The organism is Acidithiobacillus concretivorus (assembly GCF_018853445.1).
Classification (GTDB): Bacteria; Pseudomonadota; Gammaproteobacteria; order Acidithiobacillales; family Acidithiobacillaceae; genus Acidithiobacillus; species Acidithiobacillus concretivorus.
Genome location: NZ_JABELD010000054.1, coordinates 1 through 19,017, shown reverse-complemented (window position 1 = coordinate 19,017; position 19,017 = coordinate 1). Strand labels below are relative to the sequence as shown.

Annotated in this window: 17 protein-coding genes, 2 tRNA genes and 1 pseudogene; 12 read left to right on the top strand and 8 right to left on the bottom strand. The window is 52.7% G+C overall.

Going from position 1 to position 19,017, the window contains the following annotated elements; all coding sequences use genetic code 11:
• Positions 1–45 precede the first annotated feature (45 nt).
• The 4 genes from purL (at position 46) to HJG40_RS07465 (ending at position 6,305) form a co-directional block, all read left to right on the top strand.
• Positions 46–3,906 (top strand): phosphoribosylformylglycinamidine synthase, encoded by a 3,861-nt coding sequence (gene purL, locus HJG40_RS07480; protein ID WP_215863607.1) that lies wholly within the window; start codon positions 46–48, stop codon positions 3,904–3,906.
• 157 nt (positions 3,907–4,063) lie between these two features.
• Positions 4,064–5,587, top strand: a complete 1,524-nt coding sequence (locus HJG40_RS07475) for a SulP family inorganic anion transporter (protein ID WP_215863606.1) — start codon at positions 4,064–4,066, stop codon at positions 5,585–5,587.
• A 264-nt stretch (positions 5,588–5,851) separates the two neighbouring features.
• Positions 5,852–6,007, top strand: coding sequence for a type II toxin-antitoxin system RelE/ParE family toxin (locus tag HJG40_RS07470; protein ID WP_215863605.1), 156 nt, complete (start codon positions 5,852–5,854; stop codon positions 6,005–6,007).
• Positions 5,991–6,305, top strand: a complete 315-nt coding sequence (locus tag HJG40_RS07465; RefSeq protein WP_226857287.1) for a type II toxin-antitoxin system RelB family anti-toxin transcriptional regulator — start codon at positions 5,991–5,993, stop codon at positions 6,303–6,305. The genes HJG40_RS07470 and HJG40_RS07465 overlap by 17 nt, the downstream gene beginning before the upstream one ends.
• 366 nt (positions 6,306–6,671) lie before the next feature.
• Here HJG40_RS07465 and HJG40_RS07460 read toward each other — a convergent pair.
• The 7 genes from HJG40_RS07460 to HJG40_RS07430 all read right to left on the bottom strand — a co-directional run bounded on the left by HJG40_RS07460 (position 6,672) and on the right by HJG40_RS07430 (position 12,069).
• Positions 6,672–6,748: transfer RNA gene (locus tag HJG40_RS07460), tRNA-Pro, on the bottom strand.
• Positions 6,749–6,782: 34 nt separating this feature from the next.
• A complete protein-coding gene (locus HJG40_RS07455; RefSeq protein ID WP_215863604.1) occupies positions 6,783–7,142 on the bottom strand; it encodes a YtxH domain-containing protein in 360 nt (119 codons plus the stop codon).
• Between the two features lie 15 nt (positions 7,143–7,157).
• Positions 7,158–8,789 (bottom strand): alpha-D-glucose phosphate-specific phosphoglucomutase, encoded by a 1,632-nt coding sequence (locus HJG40_RS07450; protein WP_215863603.1) that lies wholly within the window; start codon positions 8,787–8,789, stop codon positions 7,158–7,160.
• An 8-nt stretch (positions 8,790–8,797) separates the two neighbouring features.
• Positions 8,798–9,079, bottom strand: a complete 282-nt coding sequence (locus HJG40_RS07445) for a hypothetical protein (RefSeq protein ID WP_215863602.1) — start codon at positions 9,077–9,079, stop codon at positions 8,798–8,800.
• A gap of 30 nt (positions 9,080–9,109) precedes the next feature.
• Entirely contained in the window at positions 9,110–10,000 is an 891-nt protein-coding gene (locus HJG40_RS07440) for a diiron oxygenase (RefSeq protein WP_215863601.1), read from the bottom strand.
• An 18-nt stretch (positions 10,001–10,018) separates the two neighbouring features.
• A complete protein-coding gene (locus HJG40_RS07435; RefSeq protein WP_215863600.1) occupies positions 10,019–10,984 on the bottom strand; it encodes an NAD-dependent epimerase/dehydratase family protein in 966 nt (321 codons plus the stop codon).
• Positions 10,984–12,069 carry an LLM class flavin-dependent oxidoreductase gene (locus HJG40_RS07430; RefSeq protein WP_215863599.1) on the bottom strand — a complete coding sequence of 362 codons (1,086 nt, stop codon included), beginning with the start codon at positions 12,067–12,069 and terminating at the stop codon, positions 10,984–10,986. Before HJG40_RS07430 ends, HJG40_RS07435 begins: the two co-directional genes overlap by 1 nt.
• A 15-nt stretch (positions 12,070–12,084) precedes the next feature.
• Here HJG40_RS07430 and HJG40_RS07425 point away from each other — a divergent pair, with 15 nt between their 5' ends.
• Positions 12,085–12,333, top strand: coding sequence for a hypothetical protein (locus HJG40_RS07425; protein WP_215863598.1), 249 nt, complete (start codon positions 12,085–12,087; stop codon positions 12,331–12,333).
• A 6-nt stretch (positions 12,334–12,339) separates the two neighbouring features.
• Here the strand turns inward: HJG40_RS07425 and orn are convergent, their stop codons facing one another.
• A complete protein-coding gene (gene orn / locus HJG40_RS07420; protein WP_215863597.1) occupies positions 12,340–12,903 on the bottom strand; it encodes an oligoribonuclease in 564 nt (187 codons plus the stop codon).
• Positions 12,904–13,402: 499 nt separating this feature from the next.
• Between orn and HJG40_RS07415 the strand changes: the two genes are divergently transcribed.
• From HJG40_RS07415 to HJG40_RS15070, 7 genes and pseudogenes are all read left to right on the top strand, one after another.
• Positions 13,403–14,119: a response regulator gene (locus HJG40_RS07415; RefSeq protein WP_368355923.1), complete on the top strand. Its 717-nt coding sequence runs from the start codon at positions 13,403–13,405 to the stop codon at positions 14,117–14,119.
• Positions 14,116–15,411 carry a sensor histidine kinase gene (locus tag HJG40_RS07410; RefSeq protein ID WP_215863596.1) on the top strand — a complete coding sequence of 432 codons (1,296 nt, stop codon included), beginning with the start codon at positions 14,116–14,118 and terminating at the stop codon, positions 15,409–15,411. The genes HJG40_RS07415 and HJG40_RS07410 overlap by 4 nt, the downstream gene beginning before the upstream one ends.
• A gap of 255 nt (positions 15,412–15,666) precedes the next feature.
• Positions 15,667–15,753 (top strand) — tRNA-Leu (locus HJG40_RS07405).
• Between the two features lie 74 nt (positions 15,754–15,827).
• A complete protein-coding gene (locus HJG40_RS07400) occupies positions 15,828–16,343 on the top strand; it encodes a DUF3568 family protein (RefSeq protein WP_215863595.1) in 516 nt (171 codons plus the stop codon).
• Positions 16,344–16,444: 101 nt separating this feature from the next.
• Entirely contained in the window at positions 16,445–17,851 is a 1,407-nt protein-coding gene (locus HJG40_RS07395) for an MFS transporter (protein WP_215863594.1), read from the top strand.
• 151 nt (positions 17,852–18,002) lie between these two features.
• Complete coding sequence (locus tag HJG40_RS07390; protein ID WP_226857286.1) at positions 18,003–18,812, top strand: winged helix-turn-helix domain-containing protein; 810 nt, start codon at positions 18,003–18,005, stop codon at positions 18,810–18,812.
• 67 nt (positions 18,813–18,879) lie between these two features.
• A pseudogene (locus HJG40_RS15070) lies at positions 18,880–19,017 on the top strand (MotA/TolQ/ExbB proton channel family protein); the annotation flags it as partial.

Genomic DNA, 19,017 nt, shown 5'->3' with positions numbered 1-19,017 from the left:
TTTATTATCAGTTCCAGGTCTGATTTTTGAGCGAGGAAACACTTCATGCTGCTGCTGCGCGGCTCTGCGGCCCTATCTGCCTTTCGTTTGCAACGTCTGCTGAAACTCCTGCAAGAAGCAGGCATTCCGGTTACTTATCTGAATGCGCGCTTTGTACATCTTCTTGACTTGAGTGAAGCCCTCAACGCCGAGCAAATGAGTGTTGTCACCGCCCTGCTGCATTATGGAACGCCATTTACCGAAGAACCCCAAGATGGAATTCAGGAGATTTGTGTGTTGCCCCGCATGGGTACCATTTCCCCCTGGTCGAGCAAAGCCAGTGAAATTTTCCGGCATTGTGGTCTTGGCAATGTCCGCAGGGTTGAGCGGGGCGTGTCCTACACGCTGATGCGGGCAGGAGCGGGTACTTTCAGTGCGACAGAAATAGCGCAAATCCGCCGACAGCTTCATGATCCCATGACCGAATCTGTGCTTTCTGACTGGGATGCAGCCGAGGCTATTTTCAAGCACCCCGAGCCTGCGCATTTGCGACGGGTGTCTTTGCAGGCAGAGGGCATGACGGCCTTGACTGAAGCCAATCGCAGCATGGGACTGGCTTTGTCTCCCGCTGAACTGGATTACTTAAAGGATTATTTTTCAGATCTGGGCAGAGATCCCAGTGATGCTGAACTGATGATGTTTGCCCAGGCGAATTCCGAGCATTGTCGACATAAGGTATTTAACGCTCACTACCGTCTGGATGGCGAAAATCAGTCCCAGAGCCTATTTGGCATGATTCGTGAGACCCATCGCCTGAATCCGCAAGGCACTTTATCTGCCTACAAGGACAATGCAGCAGTCATGGCGAGTATCATGGCCAGTCAGCCCTTAGCCGTGGCCGCCGATGGTCAATATCGGCTAACGGAAGAAAATACCGCCATTTTGATGAAGGTCGAAACCCATAATCATCCAACGGCCATTTCTCCTTTCCCGGGCGCGGCCACGGGCAGTGGTGGAGAAATTCGGGATGAAGGAGCCACAGGGCGGGGCGGAAAGCCCAAGGCAGGTCTGACGGGGTTCTCAGTATCTCATCTGCGTATTCCGGGTTATACCCAGTCCTGGGAACAATCTTTTTATGGCAAGCCAGCGCGTATTCGTTCCGCTCTGGAAATCATGCGCGATGGGCCGCTGGGTGCGGCTGCTTTCAACAATGAATTTGGACGGCCAGCCATTGCCGGCTACTTCCGGGTTTTTGAATGTGATCATAATGGGGTGCATCGTGGTTACCACAAGCCCATCATGCTGGCTGGCGGGTTGGGGCAAATCCGCCCGCAGATGGTAGAAAAACAGCCTTTGCCGGTAGGCGCGAAAGTGTTGGTGATTGGTGGCCCGGCCATGCTCATCGGTCTGGGTGGTGGTGCTGCCTCCAGTGTGGCCAGCGGATCGGGCGATGAACAACTGGATTTTGCCTCAGTGCAGCGAGGCAATCCCGAAATGCAACGACGGGCTCAGGAAGTGATTGAACGCTGTGTGGCTCTGGGCCAGGATTCCCCCATCCTCTCCATTCATGATGTGGGTGCTGGCGGATTATCCAACGCCGTTCCCGAGTTGCTTCACGATGGGGGGCGGGGCGGGCGCCTGCAGTTGCGCACAATACCGAATGAAGAACCCGCCATGTCGCCCATGCAAATCTGGAGTAATGAAGCGCAGGAACGCTATGTGTTGGCGGTTAGTCCAGAGGATTTGCCGCGCTTCGAGGCCATTTGTCAGCGTGAGCGTTGCCCCTACGCTGTACTGGGTGAGGCCGTAGAAGCAGATATCCTTCTGGTCGAAGATGCACTCCTGCAGGATACCCCTGTAGAGATGGCACTCAGCGCGCTGTTGGGTTGCCCACCGCGAATGGAAAGAAATAGCCAGCATCAGAAGGTTCAGACCCAATCTCTGGACCTGTCTGGAGCCGTTCTGCGCGATGCTGCCTATGCGGTGCTCCGTCATCCCTCAGTAGCCAGTAAGGAATTTCTGATTACCATTGGTGATCGGAGCGTGGGCGGCCTGATTCACCGCGATCAGATGGTAGGTCCCTGGCAGGTGCCGGTTGCTGACTGTGGGGTGACTGCAGCGGATTTCTGGAATACCCACGGTGAGGCGATGGCAATTGGCGAAAGGGCACCAGTGGCGGTTCTGAACCCTGTAGCCAGTGCGCGCCTCGCCATTGCTGAAGCACTGACCAATCTTTGGGCGGCAGATGTGCGGGCTCTGGATAACATCAAGCTCTCGGCCAACTGGATGGCTGCAGTGGATCATCCCGGCGAAGATGCCGCCCTCTTTGATGCCGTCAAGGCGGCAGCTCTGGAGGTCTGTCCTGCCCTGGATCTGGCCATTCCAGTAGGAAAAGACTCCTTGTCCATGCGCACGCTCTGGCAAGACGAAGGGCACGAAAAAGCGGTCGTCTCGCCTCTTTCCCTGATTATTACGGCTTTTGCGCCAGTGCAGGATCTGCGCAAGACCTGGACGCCGCAGTGGGCGGCTCAGGAAGAGACGGATTTATGGTTGGTCGATTTAGGGCAAGGTCGGCTGGGGGCTTCTATCCTTGCTCAGACAATGGGGCAAATGGGCGCGGAAACGCCGGATATGGATCAGCCCGAACGGTTGCGTAAACTTTTTGCGGCGCTGTGCAGATTGCGTGAACAGGAACTCGTGCTCGCCTATCATGACCGTGCTGATGGCGGATTGTGGGCGACGCTCTGTGAAATGTCGTTTGCGAGTCGTTGCGGGGCGGATATTGTGCTGCCTGCCGGGGCTGATGTCTGGTCTTTCCTGTTTGCGGAGGAGCCGGGCGCAGTGCTTCAGGTGGCAGCCCAAGATCGGGAAACCGTGCGTGGTATTTTTGAGGAAGAGGGTCTGGACACTCAGGCTCAGTGTTTTGGTGCTGTGCATGTCGGGCATTGGCAGTTGCGGGTACTGCAGGGTGAACAGGTTTTACTGGACGAACCCGTTGCGGAATTGCTGCAGGCGTGGACTGAAAATAGTTATCAGATGGCGGCGTTGCGTGACGATCCGCAATGTGCAAAAGAAGCATTCGCAGTGTCGACCGCAACGGAAGCACCGCTTTTCGCCCGCGTTCCTTTTCGCCCGCAGACTCCTATGATTCAGCAGGGTGTGCAGCCCAAAGTGGCCATTTTGCGGGAGCAGGGCGTCAATGGTCAGACCGAGATGGCGGCAGCTTTTCACCGTGCCGGATTCACGGCTGTGGATGTCCACATGAGTGATCTGGCTAACGGACGTTATCACCTCAAAGATTTTCAGGCATTGGCCGCCTGTGGTGGCTTTTCCTATGGTGATGTGTTGGGTGCCGGGGCTGGCTGGGCTAAGTCCATCCTTTTTCATTCGGCATTACTGGACCAGTTTGCGGCGTTTTTTGCAGATGAATCGCGTCTGGCCCTGGGTGTCTGCAATGGCTGTCAGATGATGGCTGAATTGCGGGAAATCATTCCCGGTGCCGGGCATTGGCCATTATTTACCCGCAATCGCTCTGAGCAATTTGAAGCCCGCCTGGCCATGGTGGAAGTGCTGGACTCTCCTTCTCTGTGGTTTAGCGGGATGGCCGGAACTTATGCACCGATTGTCATCGCCCATGGCGAAGGCCGTGCCCACTTTGACAGTACCACCGAAGGGTCTCCTGCACCGGTCACCATGCGCTACGTAGACGCCATGGGGCAAGTGGCACGCCATTATCCGGCCAACCCCAACGGATCGCCGGAAGGGATCACCGGGCTCTGCAATGAAGATGGTCGGGTTTCTATCTTGATGCCGCATCCCGAGCGGGTCGTGCGTAGCCTGCAAATGAGCTGGGCTCCGGCAGATTGGGACGAATTGACCCCATGGATGCAGATATTCACCAATGCCCGCAACGTGCTGGGATCCTGATGTAAATATATTGCCGCCAATCTGATTCGTGTCGGGCGAGATCATCTTTCCTGGATGATTTTCGATGCGCTTGTCGTTTCAGTAACTTGTAAATTTATTTTCTTTTCAAATCTGGCATTCTGTGGCTCAGGATGCTCAATATTTCCCGGAGTTACTTATGGAAGCAATCTCCTCCTTTCAGGAGAAAAAGCTCAATATTCTGAGTGGAATTACTGTGGCTCTGGCATTGGTTCCCGAAGCTATTGCCTTTGCCTTTGTGGCCCACGTTTCGCCACTGACCGGATTATATGCCGCCGTGATTCTGGTGTTTATAACCTCCGCCTGGGGTGGGCGGCCCGGCATGGTCTCCGGTGCCAGTGGGGCTACAGCAGTGGTCATGCTCGGCCTGGTTGTTTCCCATGGTGTGGAATACCTTTTTGCTGCAGTCGTACTGATGGGATTGTTGCAACTTATTTTTGCTGCAGCACGCCTTAGCAAATTCGTGCGCTTGATTCCCCACACCGTCATGCTGGGCTTTATCAATGGCCTGGCGGTGGTCATTTTTCTGGCCCAGCTGGACCATTTTAAAATTAAAAATGCCAGTGGACATCTGGTCTGGATGCAGGGCACGGATTTATACACCATGATTGCTTTGGTGGCCTTAACCATGGTTGCCATTTATCTGATGCCGCGCTTGACCAAGGCGATTCCTGCGACGCTGGCTGGCGCTTTAATTACGACGATTGTGGTTATGGTATTTCAGATTCCGACCGTGACCGTGGGCGATGTTGCTTCGCTTTCCGGTGGATTACCCAGCTTTCATGTGCCGCAGGTTCCCTGGAACTGGCATACCCTGGAAGTTATTTTTCCCTATGCGCTGATCATGGCCGCTAACGGCTTGGTAGAAACTTTGCTGACGCTTAATTTAATTGATGAAATGACCGATACGCGCGGGAAGCCCAACCGTGAATCTATGGCCCAGGGAATCGCCAATGTGGTGAGTGGTTTTTTCGGGGCAATGGGTGGTTGTGCGATGCTGGGTGAAAGTATCATCAACGTCAATAACGGTGCTATTAAAAGATTATCGGGCATTACGACGGCCATATTTTTGTTATCATTTATTGTGCTCGCTTCACATTATATTCAACAGGTTCCTATTGCTGCGCTGGTCGGAGTGATGTTTGTCATCGTTGAAAAAACCTTTGAATGGAGTAGCTTTCGCTTTTTCGGGAAAATTCCACATACGGATGTTTTCATAGGCATTCTGGTTGCCGTGTTAACTGTGATGGTCAACATTACCTTGGCAGTCGTGGTGGGTGTTATCTTGGCCGCCCTGGTTTTTGCCTGGGAACATGCCAAGCAGATTGATGTGAGCAGTACGGTAGATGAACGGGGCGTCAAAATTTATAAATTGCGCGGCACCCTGTTTTTCGCCTCCGTAACGCAATTCCGAAATCTGTTTGATCCCGCCGACGACCCCGAACAAGTCGTGATTGATTTTGCCGGTGCACGCATTGTCGATCATTCTGCCGTAGAGGCTATAGATAGCCTGGCCGGGCGCTATACGGAAAGAGGTAAAAAGCTCTATTTAAGGCACTTGTGCGCAGATTGTCTGGAGCTTCTCGATAAAGCCAAGGATATTGTAGAACTCAATATTACCGAAGATCCGCATTATCATATTGCGGACGACAAGCTGAGCTGATCATCAAACCGGTCAATTTGACGCTCTCAAAGTTCATTAAGTTGATCGGGGCCATCTTCACGCTTTCCAAAAGTCCGGCTATGCCGTATGATAAGCTTGTATGCTTACCCTGATTGAGACACCGCTATTTACGAGCCTATGGCCGGATTACTGGACCGAAGAAGAACTTGGCCAGTTCTGTTCATGGTTGGCGCGGCAACCGGACGCAGGCGACGTGATCCCCCGCAGTAGCGGGTGCCGGAAAGTCCGATGGAGCCGGGCGGGATGGGGAAGCGTGGTGGCGTTCGGCTGATCTACTACCTGCAACATGAGGACGGCGAGATATGGCTACTGCTGATCTACGCCAAGAACGTGCAGGAGAATGTACCGGCGCATGTGCTGCAACAATTACGCAAGGAGATTGATGATGCCGATGACTGAAAAGGAACTCATGGAACGGGACGCCAAGCGCGATATTGGCGCGGAACTTCTGGAATCCGTCCGGCAGATGAAGGCCGGGAAAAAAGGCGCTGTCCACAAGCTCGACGTGCCGGAGGTAGTACAGGCCCGTATCAGTGCCGGATTGTCACAGTCACAGTTTGCCGCGCTGATGGGGGTGTCTGTTCGTACCCTTCAGGATTGGGAACAGGGGCGGCGCAATCCGTCCGGTGCGGCGATGACGCTACTACGCATCGCAGCCAAGCACCCGGACGTGATCCGGGAGGCACAGGTGGCATGAACTTATACCGCCATGCTCTAGAGTGGCTCCCGAAAAGCCGTAAACCTTCAGGATTAGGGCATGGACACCTATTCATTGAAAGAAGCGCCCTCCACACCCATGTCGGCACCACTAGTGTGCCGATTAGAAATGAATATGGCATCTAGACTGACAGGTTGTCTTGAGTCAGCATATTTTTTTGTCCTGTATCTTGTTCTGGCCAGCCCGATCAAGTTCACGCAGTGGGCGCATCGTTGCCATTGGCGTCATCTGCAGCACCACCAGCACGCACCCAGGCACCCACCATAGCCTACACCACGCCTACACGGTGAGCATCAGACAAAAAAAATAAAGACCCAAGCGTAACGCTCAAGCCTTTGTTTTAATTGGTCGGGGCGATAGGATTCGAACCTACGACATCCTGCTCCCAAAGCAGGCGCGCTACCAAGCTGCGCTACGCCCCGTCGCGGCAGAGAATAGCCGCTTGCTGCTCCGTGGTCAATCTAAACGGGACAGTTTCCGACGCAGGCGGTCCAGCTCGCTACGAGCCAGGGCGATGCCATCATTGAGGCGTTGCCGTTCCCGGTCGCTCAGATCTTTACCTTTTTGGACCAGCTCTTCACTGTAAATGGCGATGGTATCCAGCAACTCTTCCACGCGCTCATTCATCCGTTCACGGGATGCGACCACTTTATCCCAGGCGCGATTAGCCTGATGGCGGATTTGTTCGCGGGTGCGATCGCCTGTCTGAGGGGCAAAAAGCAAAGCGGTTACTGCACCGGCAGCGGCACCTGCCAGCAGGGCAATGCCCAAAGCACTATATCCAAGACCATTACTATCGTTGTCGTAATCCATCATAGTCAGACTCCTTCATCAGGTGATGACAGTGGGGGCCTTGCGGCCCGTAAGCTTTTCAATACGGGTCAAATCCTTGCCCAAGGCAATCAGTTCACGCAGAACCCGTTGTGGATCCAGTTGCTGGCGCGCAGCATCCTGCTCCAGATGTTCATGATAAATCCGCAGAGTGGCACCCTCGGTACCGGTTCCGGAAAGACGAAAAACCAGGCGCGCACCATCGCTGAATAGCAGGCGTAATCCCTGATGGCTGCTAATGCTTCCATCTATGGGATCCGTATAAGCAAAATCATCAGCGGTTTGTACGATTCTTCCCGCCAGGGTTTGCCCTGCCAGCACTGGAAGCTGAGCAGTGAGTGTCGCCATAATTTCTTCACCGGCGCTGGCAGGTATTCCCTCGTAGTCATGGCGGGTGTAGTAATGGCGGCCAAATTCCTGCCAGTGCCGGGTCACGATTTCAGCCACGGATTTGCCGGTCGCGGCGATCACCGACAACCAGGCAAGGACTGCCCAGAGCCCATCTTTTTCGCGGACATGATCAGAACCGGTGCCGAAACTTTCTTCGCCACAAAAGGTAATTTTACCGGCATCCAGAAGATTTCCGAAAAATTTCCAGCCGGTCGGCGTTTCATAATGCGGTATGCCCAGTTTTTGTGCTACCACATCAACGGCCTGACTGGTGGGCATGGAGCGTGCTACTCCCTTCAATCCTCCGTGGTAGCCGGGAATATGCGTAGCGTTGGCAGCCAATACCGCCAGAGAGTCGCTGGGTGTGACAAAAAACTGGCGACCCAGAATCATGTTGCGGTCACCATCGCCGTCGGATGCTGCGCCAAAGTCGGGAGCCTCCTCGCCGAACAGATAATCAGCAAGAGACTTGGCATAGACCAGATTAGGATCGGGATGACCACCACCAAAATCAGTCAGGGGGATGCCGTTGACGACCGTACCCGCAGCTGCACCCAGTTGGTTTTCAAGAATTTCCAGGGCATAAGGACCGGTGATGGCGTGCATGGCGTCAAAACGCATGCGGAAATTGCCATTAAAAAGACGACGCAGCGCCTCGAAATCAAAAATGCGGGCCATCAGCTCGGCATAGTCCCAGACCGGATTGCAAATTTCAACGGTCATATCGCCGAGTTGAAAAGCCCCATCGTGATCCAAATCGACATCAGCGGTATCCAGGATTTGATAGCTCTGGATGCTTTTACTGCTGGCCCAGATGGCATCCGTAATTTTTTCAGGAGCTGGACCTCCGTTGCTGATGTTATATTTGATGCCGAAGTCATGATGGGGGCCAGCCGGATTGTGGGAGGCACTGAGGATAATGCCGCCATGAGCATGGTGGGCGCGAATGACTGCAGAAACAGCCGGAGTAGAAAAAAGGCCCCCTCGACCAACCATGACTTTGCCCCAGCCGTTGGCGGCGGCCATCCGCAAAATGATCTGGACGGCTTCGCGATTGAAAAAGCGTCCATCTCCACCCAGTACCAGCGTTTTGCCCTTGCGGTCAGGAATTGCTTCAAAAATGGATTGGACAAAATTTTCGAGGTAATGAGGCTGCTGGAAAACCGAGACTTTTTTACGCAGACCCGAGGTGCCGGGGCGTTGATCGGGAAAAGCCTGTGTAGCAATCGTCAGTACCGCCATGGTACACCTCAGGGTTCAAGTGGTAAGTCGATGATGGTCGTTTTTCTACTGGAATCGGTTCGAATCCATACCGTATAACCACTGATCTGCCAGGAACTGACTACAGCCCCTTCACTCTGGATGGCCTTTTCGCTGGCACGCACAACGTCCGGGTCACTGGCTTCGTCCCAATCGGCAGTAACATGACGCCGGAGCAATTCCTGTGGGTCCAGCTCGCCAGACTCAAAAATAGCCTGAGCATCCGGTGAAACATAGATGGATCCGAGTTCAAACAGCATGGTTTTTTTCATGGTTCTCAAATTATAGCAGGAGGAAAAAAATCACAAGGCAAAGCCTTGGGTGCGCAGAAAGTCACGACTGGGGTTTGCACACTGGTTCATCAAGGCAATCCGGTGCGGATTGTGACGGGCGCGACGCGCCCAGACCCTGGGATGGCTCAGGCCGGCCGCAGCATATACTTGTTCTGAGGGAAAAAAGCAGGTGCGTAAAAACTGTCGGAATACTTCGCGCAACACTGGGCTGATGGCCTTTTTTTTCAGGCTATGCATGGCCTGGCTACGCATCTGGATGGTCGTCCGGGCAAAAGCCATATGCCGCGCTTCTTCGCGCATGTGCACATGGGTAATGGCGAGCACGGCAGAAGGGAGATCTTTACGGGCGAAAATCAGGCGATTCATGCGATCGGGTACGTCTTCGCCGATGAGAATGGTTGCCCAAAAAGCCGCAGAACCCTCTGGAGCGTAGCGGGCAAACAGACGTGCCAAGGGCGGACGCTCCCCAAGAGGGGTCATAAACGGCAGATGGGAACGCTGCTGGAGCTCCAGAAACATGAGACTATGCCCGACTTCTTCACGCAGTTCGTGGAGCTGGTAATGATAGCCTTGGGGGTCGCGATACATCTCATGCAGGGAATTGGCACTGAGTCGCTGGATGAACAGTGCTTCGAGCCAGAGCCCCAGCTCACAAAAAGAGACAAATTCCACCTGCGAAAGCCGGGTGCGTTCATCTGCACTGAGCTGCTCGTATTCTGGTAATCCATAAAGAGAAACCAGGGACTCTGGTAGCCAGGCACTGTCAGCATCCAGGCTTTCCCAGGGGATGGTGCTGACTGGATCCCGATATTGACTGCTATGAGCAGACAAGCGTTTGACCAGTGCATCATGATGGCGCTGGATCCGGGCTTGTACGGGAATATTGGACGCAAAAGTCATACGCTATTGTGCCACGGTCTAGGAGACCCTCCAAGCTTTAAGCGGGCTGAGACCCTGGGCCTGACGCAGAGAAGACAGCGCTTCGCTGACGGAATAGCGTGCGTGCCAGCCCAGCGCCTCTTGAGCGCGGTGGGTGTCCACAATGAGCGGATTTTCCAGAGCCTGAAGCCAGCCCGGGTCTCCCAAAGCCCGATTAAAGGGCCGTAACTTGCTATGGACGCGATGTAATTGTTCTGGACTTAATGGTAAAAGCCAGCGTCGCGGAATACTGGACCACGGGACAGGTTCTGGTGCGGCAATATTAAATACTCCCCCATGGGCATGATCCAGGGCAGCAACAATGGCGCGGGTCGCATCGTCTTCATGCAGACATTGGATGGGTAGATCCGAGTTCTTCATGCGTACATTAAAGGGGCTGGTTGCAATGGCGTTTACCAGTTTTTGCCCATGGGGGCCGATGATGGCATGAAGACGCAATCGGGTAACTGCCAATGCCGGTTCCTGGGCGGAGAAAGTGTCCAGCCAGGATTCCAGAGCTGCCTTGTCTTCACTATAGGCAAAACCGGGTACCGGTCGGCAGGGCCAATTTTCATCCAGAGGAATAGGATTATCGGGCCAGGCACCGTAAGCGGCAACACTGCTGGTGTAAATGACATGTCGCACGCCGGCGCTGGCCGCTGCTTGAAAAAGAAACTGGCTGCCGCGTAGGTTGATGTCGCGCATCTCACTGCGCCAACGGTTGTGCGGCCCCAGACGGGGGCTGAGAACCACAAAAGCCAGGTGAATGATCTGGTCTATGTCCGCCAGTTGGTTTGCAAAATGCGGGTCGCGAATATCCATGCTTAAATAGCGCATTTTGGCAGAGGTAAATGCGGGCCGACGCATATCAACGGCGATCACCTGCTGAATATCCGGCCGTTGCACGAGAACCGGAAGTAAGGCTGCCGCCGTATGACCGGCAGCACCAGTAATCATGATCCGCATCAGCGGGTTTCCGGCTGGTTCAGAAAAGGAATGACTTCTTCCGCCAGAAGTTGCATGGAACGCCGGGTAACCGCGCTGGGCACCATGCCCGCGCCGACGGCCAGAATCAGGCGATCAACTCCGGCACGTGCATATCTGGAAAGCTTCTTTCGGCAGGTTTCAGGATCACCGACCACCACCATGCCCATACTTTCGAGAATACGTAAATTCAGGCCGCGCCGTAGCAGGGGCTCAAGGAAGCCGAGCCGGTGATAATATTCATAGCTTTCCCGCAACTGCGCGAGAACCGGACGAGTCTGATCCAGCAAGCGTTGATAGTACCAGGTAAATCCCTCAGCCAGGCGTCTGGCTTCAGCCGCATCTTCCAGGCAAAGGCAACCAATGGTCATGGCAAATCCATTATTTTGTCCAGCCTGCAAAGGGCCTTGACCATGTTGCTGTTGCCAGCTCTTTTTATAAGCGCGCAAATCCTGTTTGATCATGAACCAGGGCTTGAACGGTCCGGAGAGCACTCCGATGCCTTCCTGTGCGGCCCACTGAAAGGTGGCGGGACTGACTGCTGCTGTCCACAGGGGGGGGTGAGGCCTCTGGATGGGCTTGGGTAATATGTCCAGATTTTCAAACTGATAAAGTTTGTCCGTGTGGCTGAAAGCAGGTCCTCCAGCCTGGCGAAGAATTTGCAAACCTTCTTTCATATGTTGACGACTATCGGCCATTTGACTACCAAAAAGTTGATATTCCTTGGGAGAAAAGCCGCGACCAACGCCGAGCTCCAGGCGGCCGTTGCTAAGAATATCCAGGGCGGCAACCCGTTCGGCAACCCTGACTATGTGATTATAAGGCAGCACCACAACCGCATGTCCCAACCGCAATTTGCTGGTGCGCTGACTGGCGGCGGCCAGAAATATTTCGGGGGCACTGGAATGCGAATACTCGCGCATGAAGTGATGTTCTACCATCCAGGCGCCATGAAAACCCAGCTGGTCCGCCAGGCTGAGTTCGTCGAGCGTTTCGTGATAAACTTGGGCTTCGCTGCGGCCCTGATGTTCGGGAACAGCAAGTTCGTAGAAAAGATCAATTTTCACTATTGAGGAGCCTCCGTGACCCAGATTGCATCTACTCCGCGCCAGATTGCCGAACGTTTGCAAATTGCCATACTAACATCAGAACAAATGCGCCTGCACTGGGCGGATGAAAGTACGGGAATCCATTATATGGAAGTCGTCATGCCACTGGAATGGCTGGAAAGCTCGGAGGGAGACTATCTGCTTTGCAGGGTTCTGGCAGAAAATCTGGAAGTGCGGGTACGGGTAGATTTGATCCAGAACCTTCCCGCCCCAGTAAAGTAACGGGATCTACTTTTCAGGAAGCTCCAGAAGCTGTGGAAAGATTTTCTCTCGATAGTAAGCCAGTTCATCAATGGATTCACGGATATCCGCCAGGGCCTCATGTTTTTCTGCCTTGGGAAATTTCGGGAAGCCGGGATACCAGCGGGAAGTCAGCTCTTTGAGCGTACTGACATCAATCATCCGATAATGAAAAAAGCGTTCCAGTCGCGGCATCAGTCGTGCCAGGAAACGCCGATCCTGGCAAACGCTATTCCCGCAAATGGGTGAAGTACCGGCAGCGACATGTGCGTTGAGAAAATCCAGGGTTTGGGTTTCCACGGCCTGGGTATCCAGGCGGCTGTCTCGCACCCGCTGAATCAGCCCGGATTGACCATGGGTACGCTGATTCCAGTCGTCCATTTTGGCCAGCACGGTGTCGGGATGATGCACGGCCAGCACCGGCCCTTCGCAAATAATGCGAAGCTGATTGTCGGTGACAATACTGGCGATTTCAAGAATTTCATCCTGCTCGGGATGCAGGCCTGTCATTTCAAGATCCACCCAGACTAAGCGTTGGTTTTTGGGGTCCATACGACATCCTTGTTGAACAAGCAACAATAGTGTAGCATGATAACCACGATATAAAAAAAGACGGATCAAAGATCCGTCTAATAGCCGCAAAACAACCGCTACAAAACTGTTTCATACCTAAAGCACTGCGGCCTTCGGGCCGACGGTGCATAAAATTCTTAAAGCGCTCCCTCTTTCTGTGAGGTTTGGGTACGTTGTGCCCTCGCCATGGACTGTATATTACGGGCGATTTGTTTCTGGAATATTTCCGCAAAATACCCTGTTTGAAATTTTTGAAGGGCCGCTTGGTCGTTCTTGACACCCATAAAAAAAGACGGATCTAAAGATCCGTCTAATAGCCGCAAAACAACCGCTACAAACCTGAAAGCATAACCGTTTTTATCATTTTCCGGCTTGCTGAAAAACGCGCTCCACTCTATCTTTTGGTTTGGGTACCGCTGCTGCCTATGGTGTTATAGTAAGTGGTAAATATTTCGGGAATATTTCCTGATGCGGCACTGTGCTTCACTGGGAAGAACAAGCGAGGCAGGTTATGGCGGTGGTGTTGATAGTGGATGATGATCAAAGGCTTGCAGACATGCTACGGGAGTATCTGGAAGCGCAGGGATTTGCGGTGTTGCTGGCAGCCAATGGCAAACAGATGCGCCAACACCTGCTTGCCGGGCCAATAGATGTCATCGTCTTGGACTGGATGTTACCAGGACAGGATGGTATTAGCCTGGCCAAAGAGTTACGCAGTAAGGACGGTGGTCCACCCATTTTGATGCTTTCGGCCCGGGGGGAGGATGACGAGCGCATTCTTGGTCTGGAAAGTGGGGTTGATGATTATTTGGCCAAGCCTTTTAATGCCAGGGAATTGTTGGCGCGCTTGCGCGTACTGCTGCGGCGTAGCGGTAAGGATGAAGGTGCCGACAAAGTAGAGATTGGCGGATTTCATCTGCAAATTTCGGAGCGTCGGCTGTATCGTGGCGATGCTGAAGTGGACATTAACCCGGCGGAAATGGATTTATTGCTGGTTTTCGCACAACGACCAAAACGTATTTTGAGCCGGGATTTGCTGTTGCAGCTATTGGGCGGCGAAGAAGATGGACGCTTTGATCGCAGTATTGATGTACGCGTAACCCGCTTACGAAAAATACTGGAAGAAAATCCCCGCCAACCGCGTTTTTTGCAGACGGAGCGTGGCTTGGGTTATCGTTTTGTGCCGGGCCCATGAGTTTGCGACGAGGCAGAAATTTATTTTCGCAGACGGCCTGGACGCTGGGGCCGGGTATTGTCATTTTACAGATTCTTACCTTGGTGATAGTTGTTCTGACTGTGCTTTATCCTTTAGCAGAACGATCGGCGGAAGATCTGGCTGGTCTGATTGTGATCAGCGCCAAAACCTATACAGAGCTCTCGCCCGAAAAACGACCTGCTTTTCTGGAAAGCCTGCGTGCGGATAATGGGGTAGAAATCTCAGCGCAACTCGACCGCTCAATCAAACATACGCATGGTCATATTTATGGTTGGCTTTTGAGCCAGGCATTAAGTAAACGTCTGGGAAAACCGGTTCCCGTAGATGTGTTGGGTGGTGCGGTGCGAACTTTCTGGGTACCGGTAAACATTTCCGGACAAACCGTCTGGGTGCATTTTGATCGGGGGCGCCTCGCTTCCTCATTGCCCATCGCCATGATTTTTGTTTTGGCATTTTCGACCTTAGCGCTGGTGGTTTTGACCATGATTCTGGTGCGCAGGGTTTTAAAACCATTGGATGTCATTTCGACAGCACTCAGAAGCTCGCTCAAGGCACCATTGCCAAGCTTGCCGCCCAGCGGAGCCTATGAATTTCAGAATATTCTCGATATTTTTGCTGAATTACGCACCCGTTTGCAGGCAATGATTAATCATCAATCGCTTTTATTGACGGGTATTTCCCATGATTTACGTTCGCCTTTGGCCCGATTACGCATGGCTTGGGAACTGCTTCCCGAAAATACCCCCCGGCATTTGCACGATGGCATGTTGCAGGATATTGAGCGCATGGACGCGCTGCTTGCACAATCGCTGGATTTGGGGCGCGGTATGGCAGCCAAGGTGGCAGATTTCGATTTGATGGTTTTATTGCAAGAAGTCGGTGCCGATTTTGAGCGGGCAGGGGGGCAATGGCTTGCCCAATTACCTCGCCGTTATGCTTTTCGGGGTGATCGAGAGGCTTTGCGACGCTTATTATCCAACTTGCTGGATAATGCCATACGTTACGGCGGCGGAGAGGTCCGCATCGAGTTTAGAAAAATGGCAAACCAGGTTCTGATCCGGCTTTGTGATGCCGGACCGGGGATTCCAGAAATCGAGTTGGAAAAGGTTTTTGAGCCATTTATTCGTCTGGATGATGCCAGAGGGCATGGTGAAGGAAGTGGATTAGGCCTGGCCATTGCCCGCCAGTTGGCCGAAGCACAAGGCATGCGCTTGCGCTTGATGAATGGGGCCGGGGGCGGCTTGTGCGCAGAATTATCCTGGCCCGTTTGAAGCTGTGAAATTCTGGATGAGCGTATCAACGGCATTGGGCCTGCAGCCTTTTTGCGTCAACGTCCCTTGCCTGTTGTTCTAAGGTTCATCCTGCTGTCAGGAGAGAACTCGCCCTTTGGACTCAACAGTTTTGTGAACCTTTTGTAACAGATGTTTGAACTCTTCAGGACTGGTTAGAGAGTAGGGAGCATAGGGTGGTTTTGGTCTTGGTCTTGATGCATGAATGGCAAGGGGGTATACTGCATCAGCTATTTTGCCGGGATGGCGGAACTGGTAGACGCGCCGGACTCAAAATCCGGTGGTGGTGACATCGTGTCGGTTCGAGTCCGACTCTCGGTACCAAATTTGATTTGAACGGCCCGGTTGATCCGGGCTTTTCTGTATTTGGCTTTCAGGTGGTATGGAGGAGCGGGTACATGTTGATTCAAAAACGTTTTACCTTTTTGGCCTTAGCTGCTGCGGTCTCCGCATTGCCCTTGGGGGGCTGCGTTGCCCTCGTCGCTGCTGGTGCCGGTGGCGGGGCGGTGGCCTATGTGCAAAATGGCGGAGTCGCCAATTTTTATGCTTACTACCCGGCTTCCATGAATCGGGTAAGCGCCGCGTCTCAGGCGGCATTTGCAGACATGGGCATACGCTATAATGGTGAAATCCGCAAAAGCCCCTCCAAATATCTGTTAGAAGGGATGAGTTCGGAAGGAGATACGGTGCGGGTAACTTTGACCTCTATGGCCACGGATGTTACCAAAGCCAACATTCGTATTGGTACCTTGGGTAACAAGCCGATGTCTTTGCATTTCCAGAAGCTGCTTTCCCAGCATCTGGGTTTGGCTGCCAGCGCGACAGCACCTACGAGTCTTCCACCGGCGCAAAACGATGTTCCTGCAGAAGCGGCACCGCCGCAACCAGCCCAGGAAACCATCCCCCTACAATAGGGGTTTGGGGAAACTGTCATAAAAGTGTCATAAAAAGTTCACAATACGGTCATAATTGGGGTGTAGCCTGTCGTAAGGTCCAGACTAGAAAGGAGACCACGATGGCAACACCGCAAGGCAGTTCAACCCAAAACAATGTGGCAGAGGCGCTCAACTCTGCCAGTTTCAGTCCGTTTCATCTTAAAGCCATGTTTGCGTCCGCAATGGGCTTTTTCACTTCCGCTTATGATCTTTTCATTATTGGTACCGCCCTGGTGCTGATCAAGGGTGAGTGGCACCTGGGCGCAGCCGAAGTCGGGCTGATTGGTTCCATTTCACTCATCGCCACTTTTGTGGGTGCCTACGTATTTGGTACCCTGGCGGATCGCATGGGCCGCAAGGCCATTTACGGTCTTGAGGCACTGTTGATGACCGTCGGTGCATTATTGTCCGCCTTTGCGCCAGATGTGACAGTGCTACTCATCGCCCGCGTTATTTTGGGCTTGGGGATTGGTGGAGATTATCCGCTCTCTGCTGTACTGATGAGCGAATATGCGAATGTTAAATCCCGTGGTCGCATGGTCAGCCTGGTTTTTTCCGCCCAGGCTATTGGTTTGGTAACGGGTCCGGTAGTGGCATTAACGCTTCTGGCAGCGGGTGTGAATCATGATTTGGCCTGGCGTCTGATGCTGGGACTGGGTGCTTTACCGGCAGCGGCCGTCATTTATATTCGTCGTACCCTACCTGAATCTCCGCGCTGGCTGGCCCGGGTCAAAGGTGATGCCGTAGCAGCCGGTAAGCAACTGGCTTCATTCAGCTTGGGAACGGCAACGGCTACGGTTCAGGACAAAATTGTCAAGCAGCCTTTGAGCCGTTATTGGTTGACACTGTTGGGTACAGCGGGTGGCTGGTTCATGTTTGACTATGCTTATTATGGAAATACCATTTCTACCCCCATGATCATGTCCCATATTGCTCCGCATGCCGATGTGGTGACCAGTACGGCATTGAGTTTGATGGTATTTGCTATTGCTGCTGTCCCTGGCTATTTTCTGGCGGCGTTTACGATTGATCGTGTCGGTCATAAAACCCTGCAGATGCTTGGATTTTTTCTGATGGGATTAATGTTCCTGCTGATTGGTGCTTTCCCGTTGCTGACTCAATCTATGGGTGTATTTCTGGTACTTTACGGTGTTTCCTACTTTTTTGCGGAATACGGCCCCAATACCACCACCTTTGTTCTGGCGGCAGAGCTTTTCCCGGTCAATTTGCGGACTACTGGACATGGCCTGTCTGCAGGAACAGCCAAAGTGGGTGCTTTTTTGGGCGCTCTGGTATTCCCGATTTTGCTGCATGATTATGGTTTGCATGGAACCTTGATGATCACTTTCTTTTTTGCTCTGGCAGGTTTGCTGCTCACGGCTTTCTGCATCAAGGAGCCTGCTGGTAAATCGCTTGAAGAAGCCAGTGGTGAAGATGTTGTGGTGCCGATACGCAAAAATACCCCTGCAGGCATGACGCCTTCTTGAGGTTTTTCTGATGAACCATCAGGCAGGTATTTCACCTGCCTGATGTGATAAATGAATGCTCTTTGCGGAAAATGATACACTTAAATTTTTTTCCGGAAATTGTGCGGTTTTTATCATCTATTAATCGAAAAAATAGAAATCAGGAGCGAATATGTTTTATACCCTGGTCGGTGGGGTGCTTCATCATGCGATGCATCTGACAGATGCCCTGTTATTAATGACGGCTGCTAAAGTGGAAAACATCAGCACGCTGGTTGGTTCCAGAATCCTGGTGTTTTCTGCAGGTAAGCCGGCAGATAAGATGGCTTTACGGTTACAGCGATCAGGGGCTTTTGTCAAAGTCCTGAATGGTCAGGAACGCGATGTTTTGCCGCTCATTAAACGCTGGCATCCGGTTTTGCTCATTATTACGGATTGGTCTGTGGATATGGCGCCATGGCTGAATGATTTATTATCCCTGCCGGTTTGCATGCACTTATCCATATTGGCATTGGGTGCCGATGATGAAGCCCATGCCATGTCCGCACTGGATGCCGGTGCCAGTGCTTATCTAGCGGATACCGTGGCGGAGTCTATTTTACGGGCGCAAGTGGGAACACTATTAAAAAGTGGACATCATTGGGAGTCTACGGAAGTTCGTCAGGACCCTTATATATGGATCAATCCTGAAAGCAGTAGAATACGCTTGAACGGTTTTGAAATCCGTCTGAGCCGGAGACTGTTTCGATTTCTGCACTATCTGGCCCTGCATCCGGATCGAACATTTACCGCCTCAGAAATAGCCAATGTACTAAGCGATGGTCAAAAATTCATTCAGGAGAACTCAGTTGCAGCCCAGGTTCATCGCTTACGCAAATACATGGAGGTGGCCGGTGCTGGGGAATGGCTGGAGACGGTGCATGGTTTTGGTTATCGGCTGACTTTACCTCAGAAAATATCATTTGATGTGAAATTGTCATAAAAGGTTCATAAAACTGTCACATTAGTTTGTTAAGGTAGCACCTTCATTGTTACAAGGTGCTTTCCTGATGAACCTGCAATATCTCATTCACCTCGCCAACTACTCGGACGGGGTTCTATACATTTTGGGCCTGATGCTGCTGGTGGAACTGGCGGTGATGGTGGATCGTTTCTGGTACCTGCGGCGGACCATTCTGCGCGGTCTG

Bases quoted from the DNA above. Each gene is read 5' to 3' on its own strand.
- HJG40_RS07440 (WP_215863601.1), bottom strand. From the start codon at position 10,000: ATGACTTTTGCGTCCAATATTCCCGTACAAGCCCGGATCCAGCGCCAT.
- orn (WP_215863597.1), bottom strand. From the start codon at position 12,903: ATGGACCCCAAAAACCAACGCTTAGTCTGGGTGGATCTTGAAATGACA.
- HJG40_RS07465 (WP_226857287.1), top strand. From the start codon at position 5,991: ATGATGCCGATGACTGAAAAGGAACTCATGGAACGGGACGCCAAGCGC.
- HJG40_RS07395 (WP_215863594.1), top strand. From the start codon at position 16,445: ATGGCAACACCGCAAGGCAGTTCAACCCAAAACAATGTGGCAGAGGCG.
- HJG40_RS07455 (WP_215863604.1), bottom strand. From the start codon at position 7,142: ATGATGGATTACGACAACGATAGTAATGGTCTTGGATATAGTGCTTTG.
- purL (WP_215863607.1), top strand. From the start codon at position 46: ATGCTGCTGCTGCGCGGCTCTGCGGCCCTATCTGCCTTTCGTTTGCAA.
- HJG40_RS07470 (WP_215863605.1), top strand. From the start codon at position 5,852: ATGGGGAAGCGTGGTGGCGTTCGGCTGATCTACTACCTGCAACATGAG.
- HJG40_RS07410 (WP_215863596.1), top strand. From the start codon at position 14,116: ATGAGTTTGCGACGAGGCAGAAATTTATTTTCGCAGACGGCCTGGACG.
- HJG40_RS07435 (WP_215863600.1), bottom strand. From the start codon at position 10,984: ATGCGGATCATGATTACTGGTGCTGCCGGTCATACGGCGGCAGCCTTA.
- HJG40_RS07445 (WP_215863602.1), bottom strand. From the start codon at position 9,079: ATGAAAAAAACCATGCTGTTTGAACTCGGATCCATCTATGTTTCACCG.
- HJG40_RS07475 (WP_215863606.1), top strand. From the start codon at position 4,064: ATGGAAGCAATCTCCTCCTTTCAGGAGAAAAAGCTCAATATTCTGAGT.
- HJG40_RS07400 (WP_215863595.1), top strand. From the start codon at position 15,828: ATGTTGATTCAAAAACGTTTTACCTTTTTGGCCTTAGCTGCTGCGGTC.
- HJG40_RS07450 (WP_215863603.1), bottom strand. From the start codon at position 8,789: ATGGCGGTACTGACGATTGCTACACAGGCTTTTCCCGATCAACGCCCC.
- HJG40_RS07390 (WP_226857286.1), top strand. From the start codon at position 18,003: ATGTTTTATACCCTGGTCGGTGGGGTGCTTCATCATGCGATGCATCTG.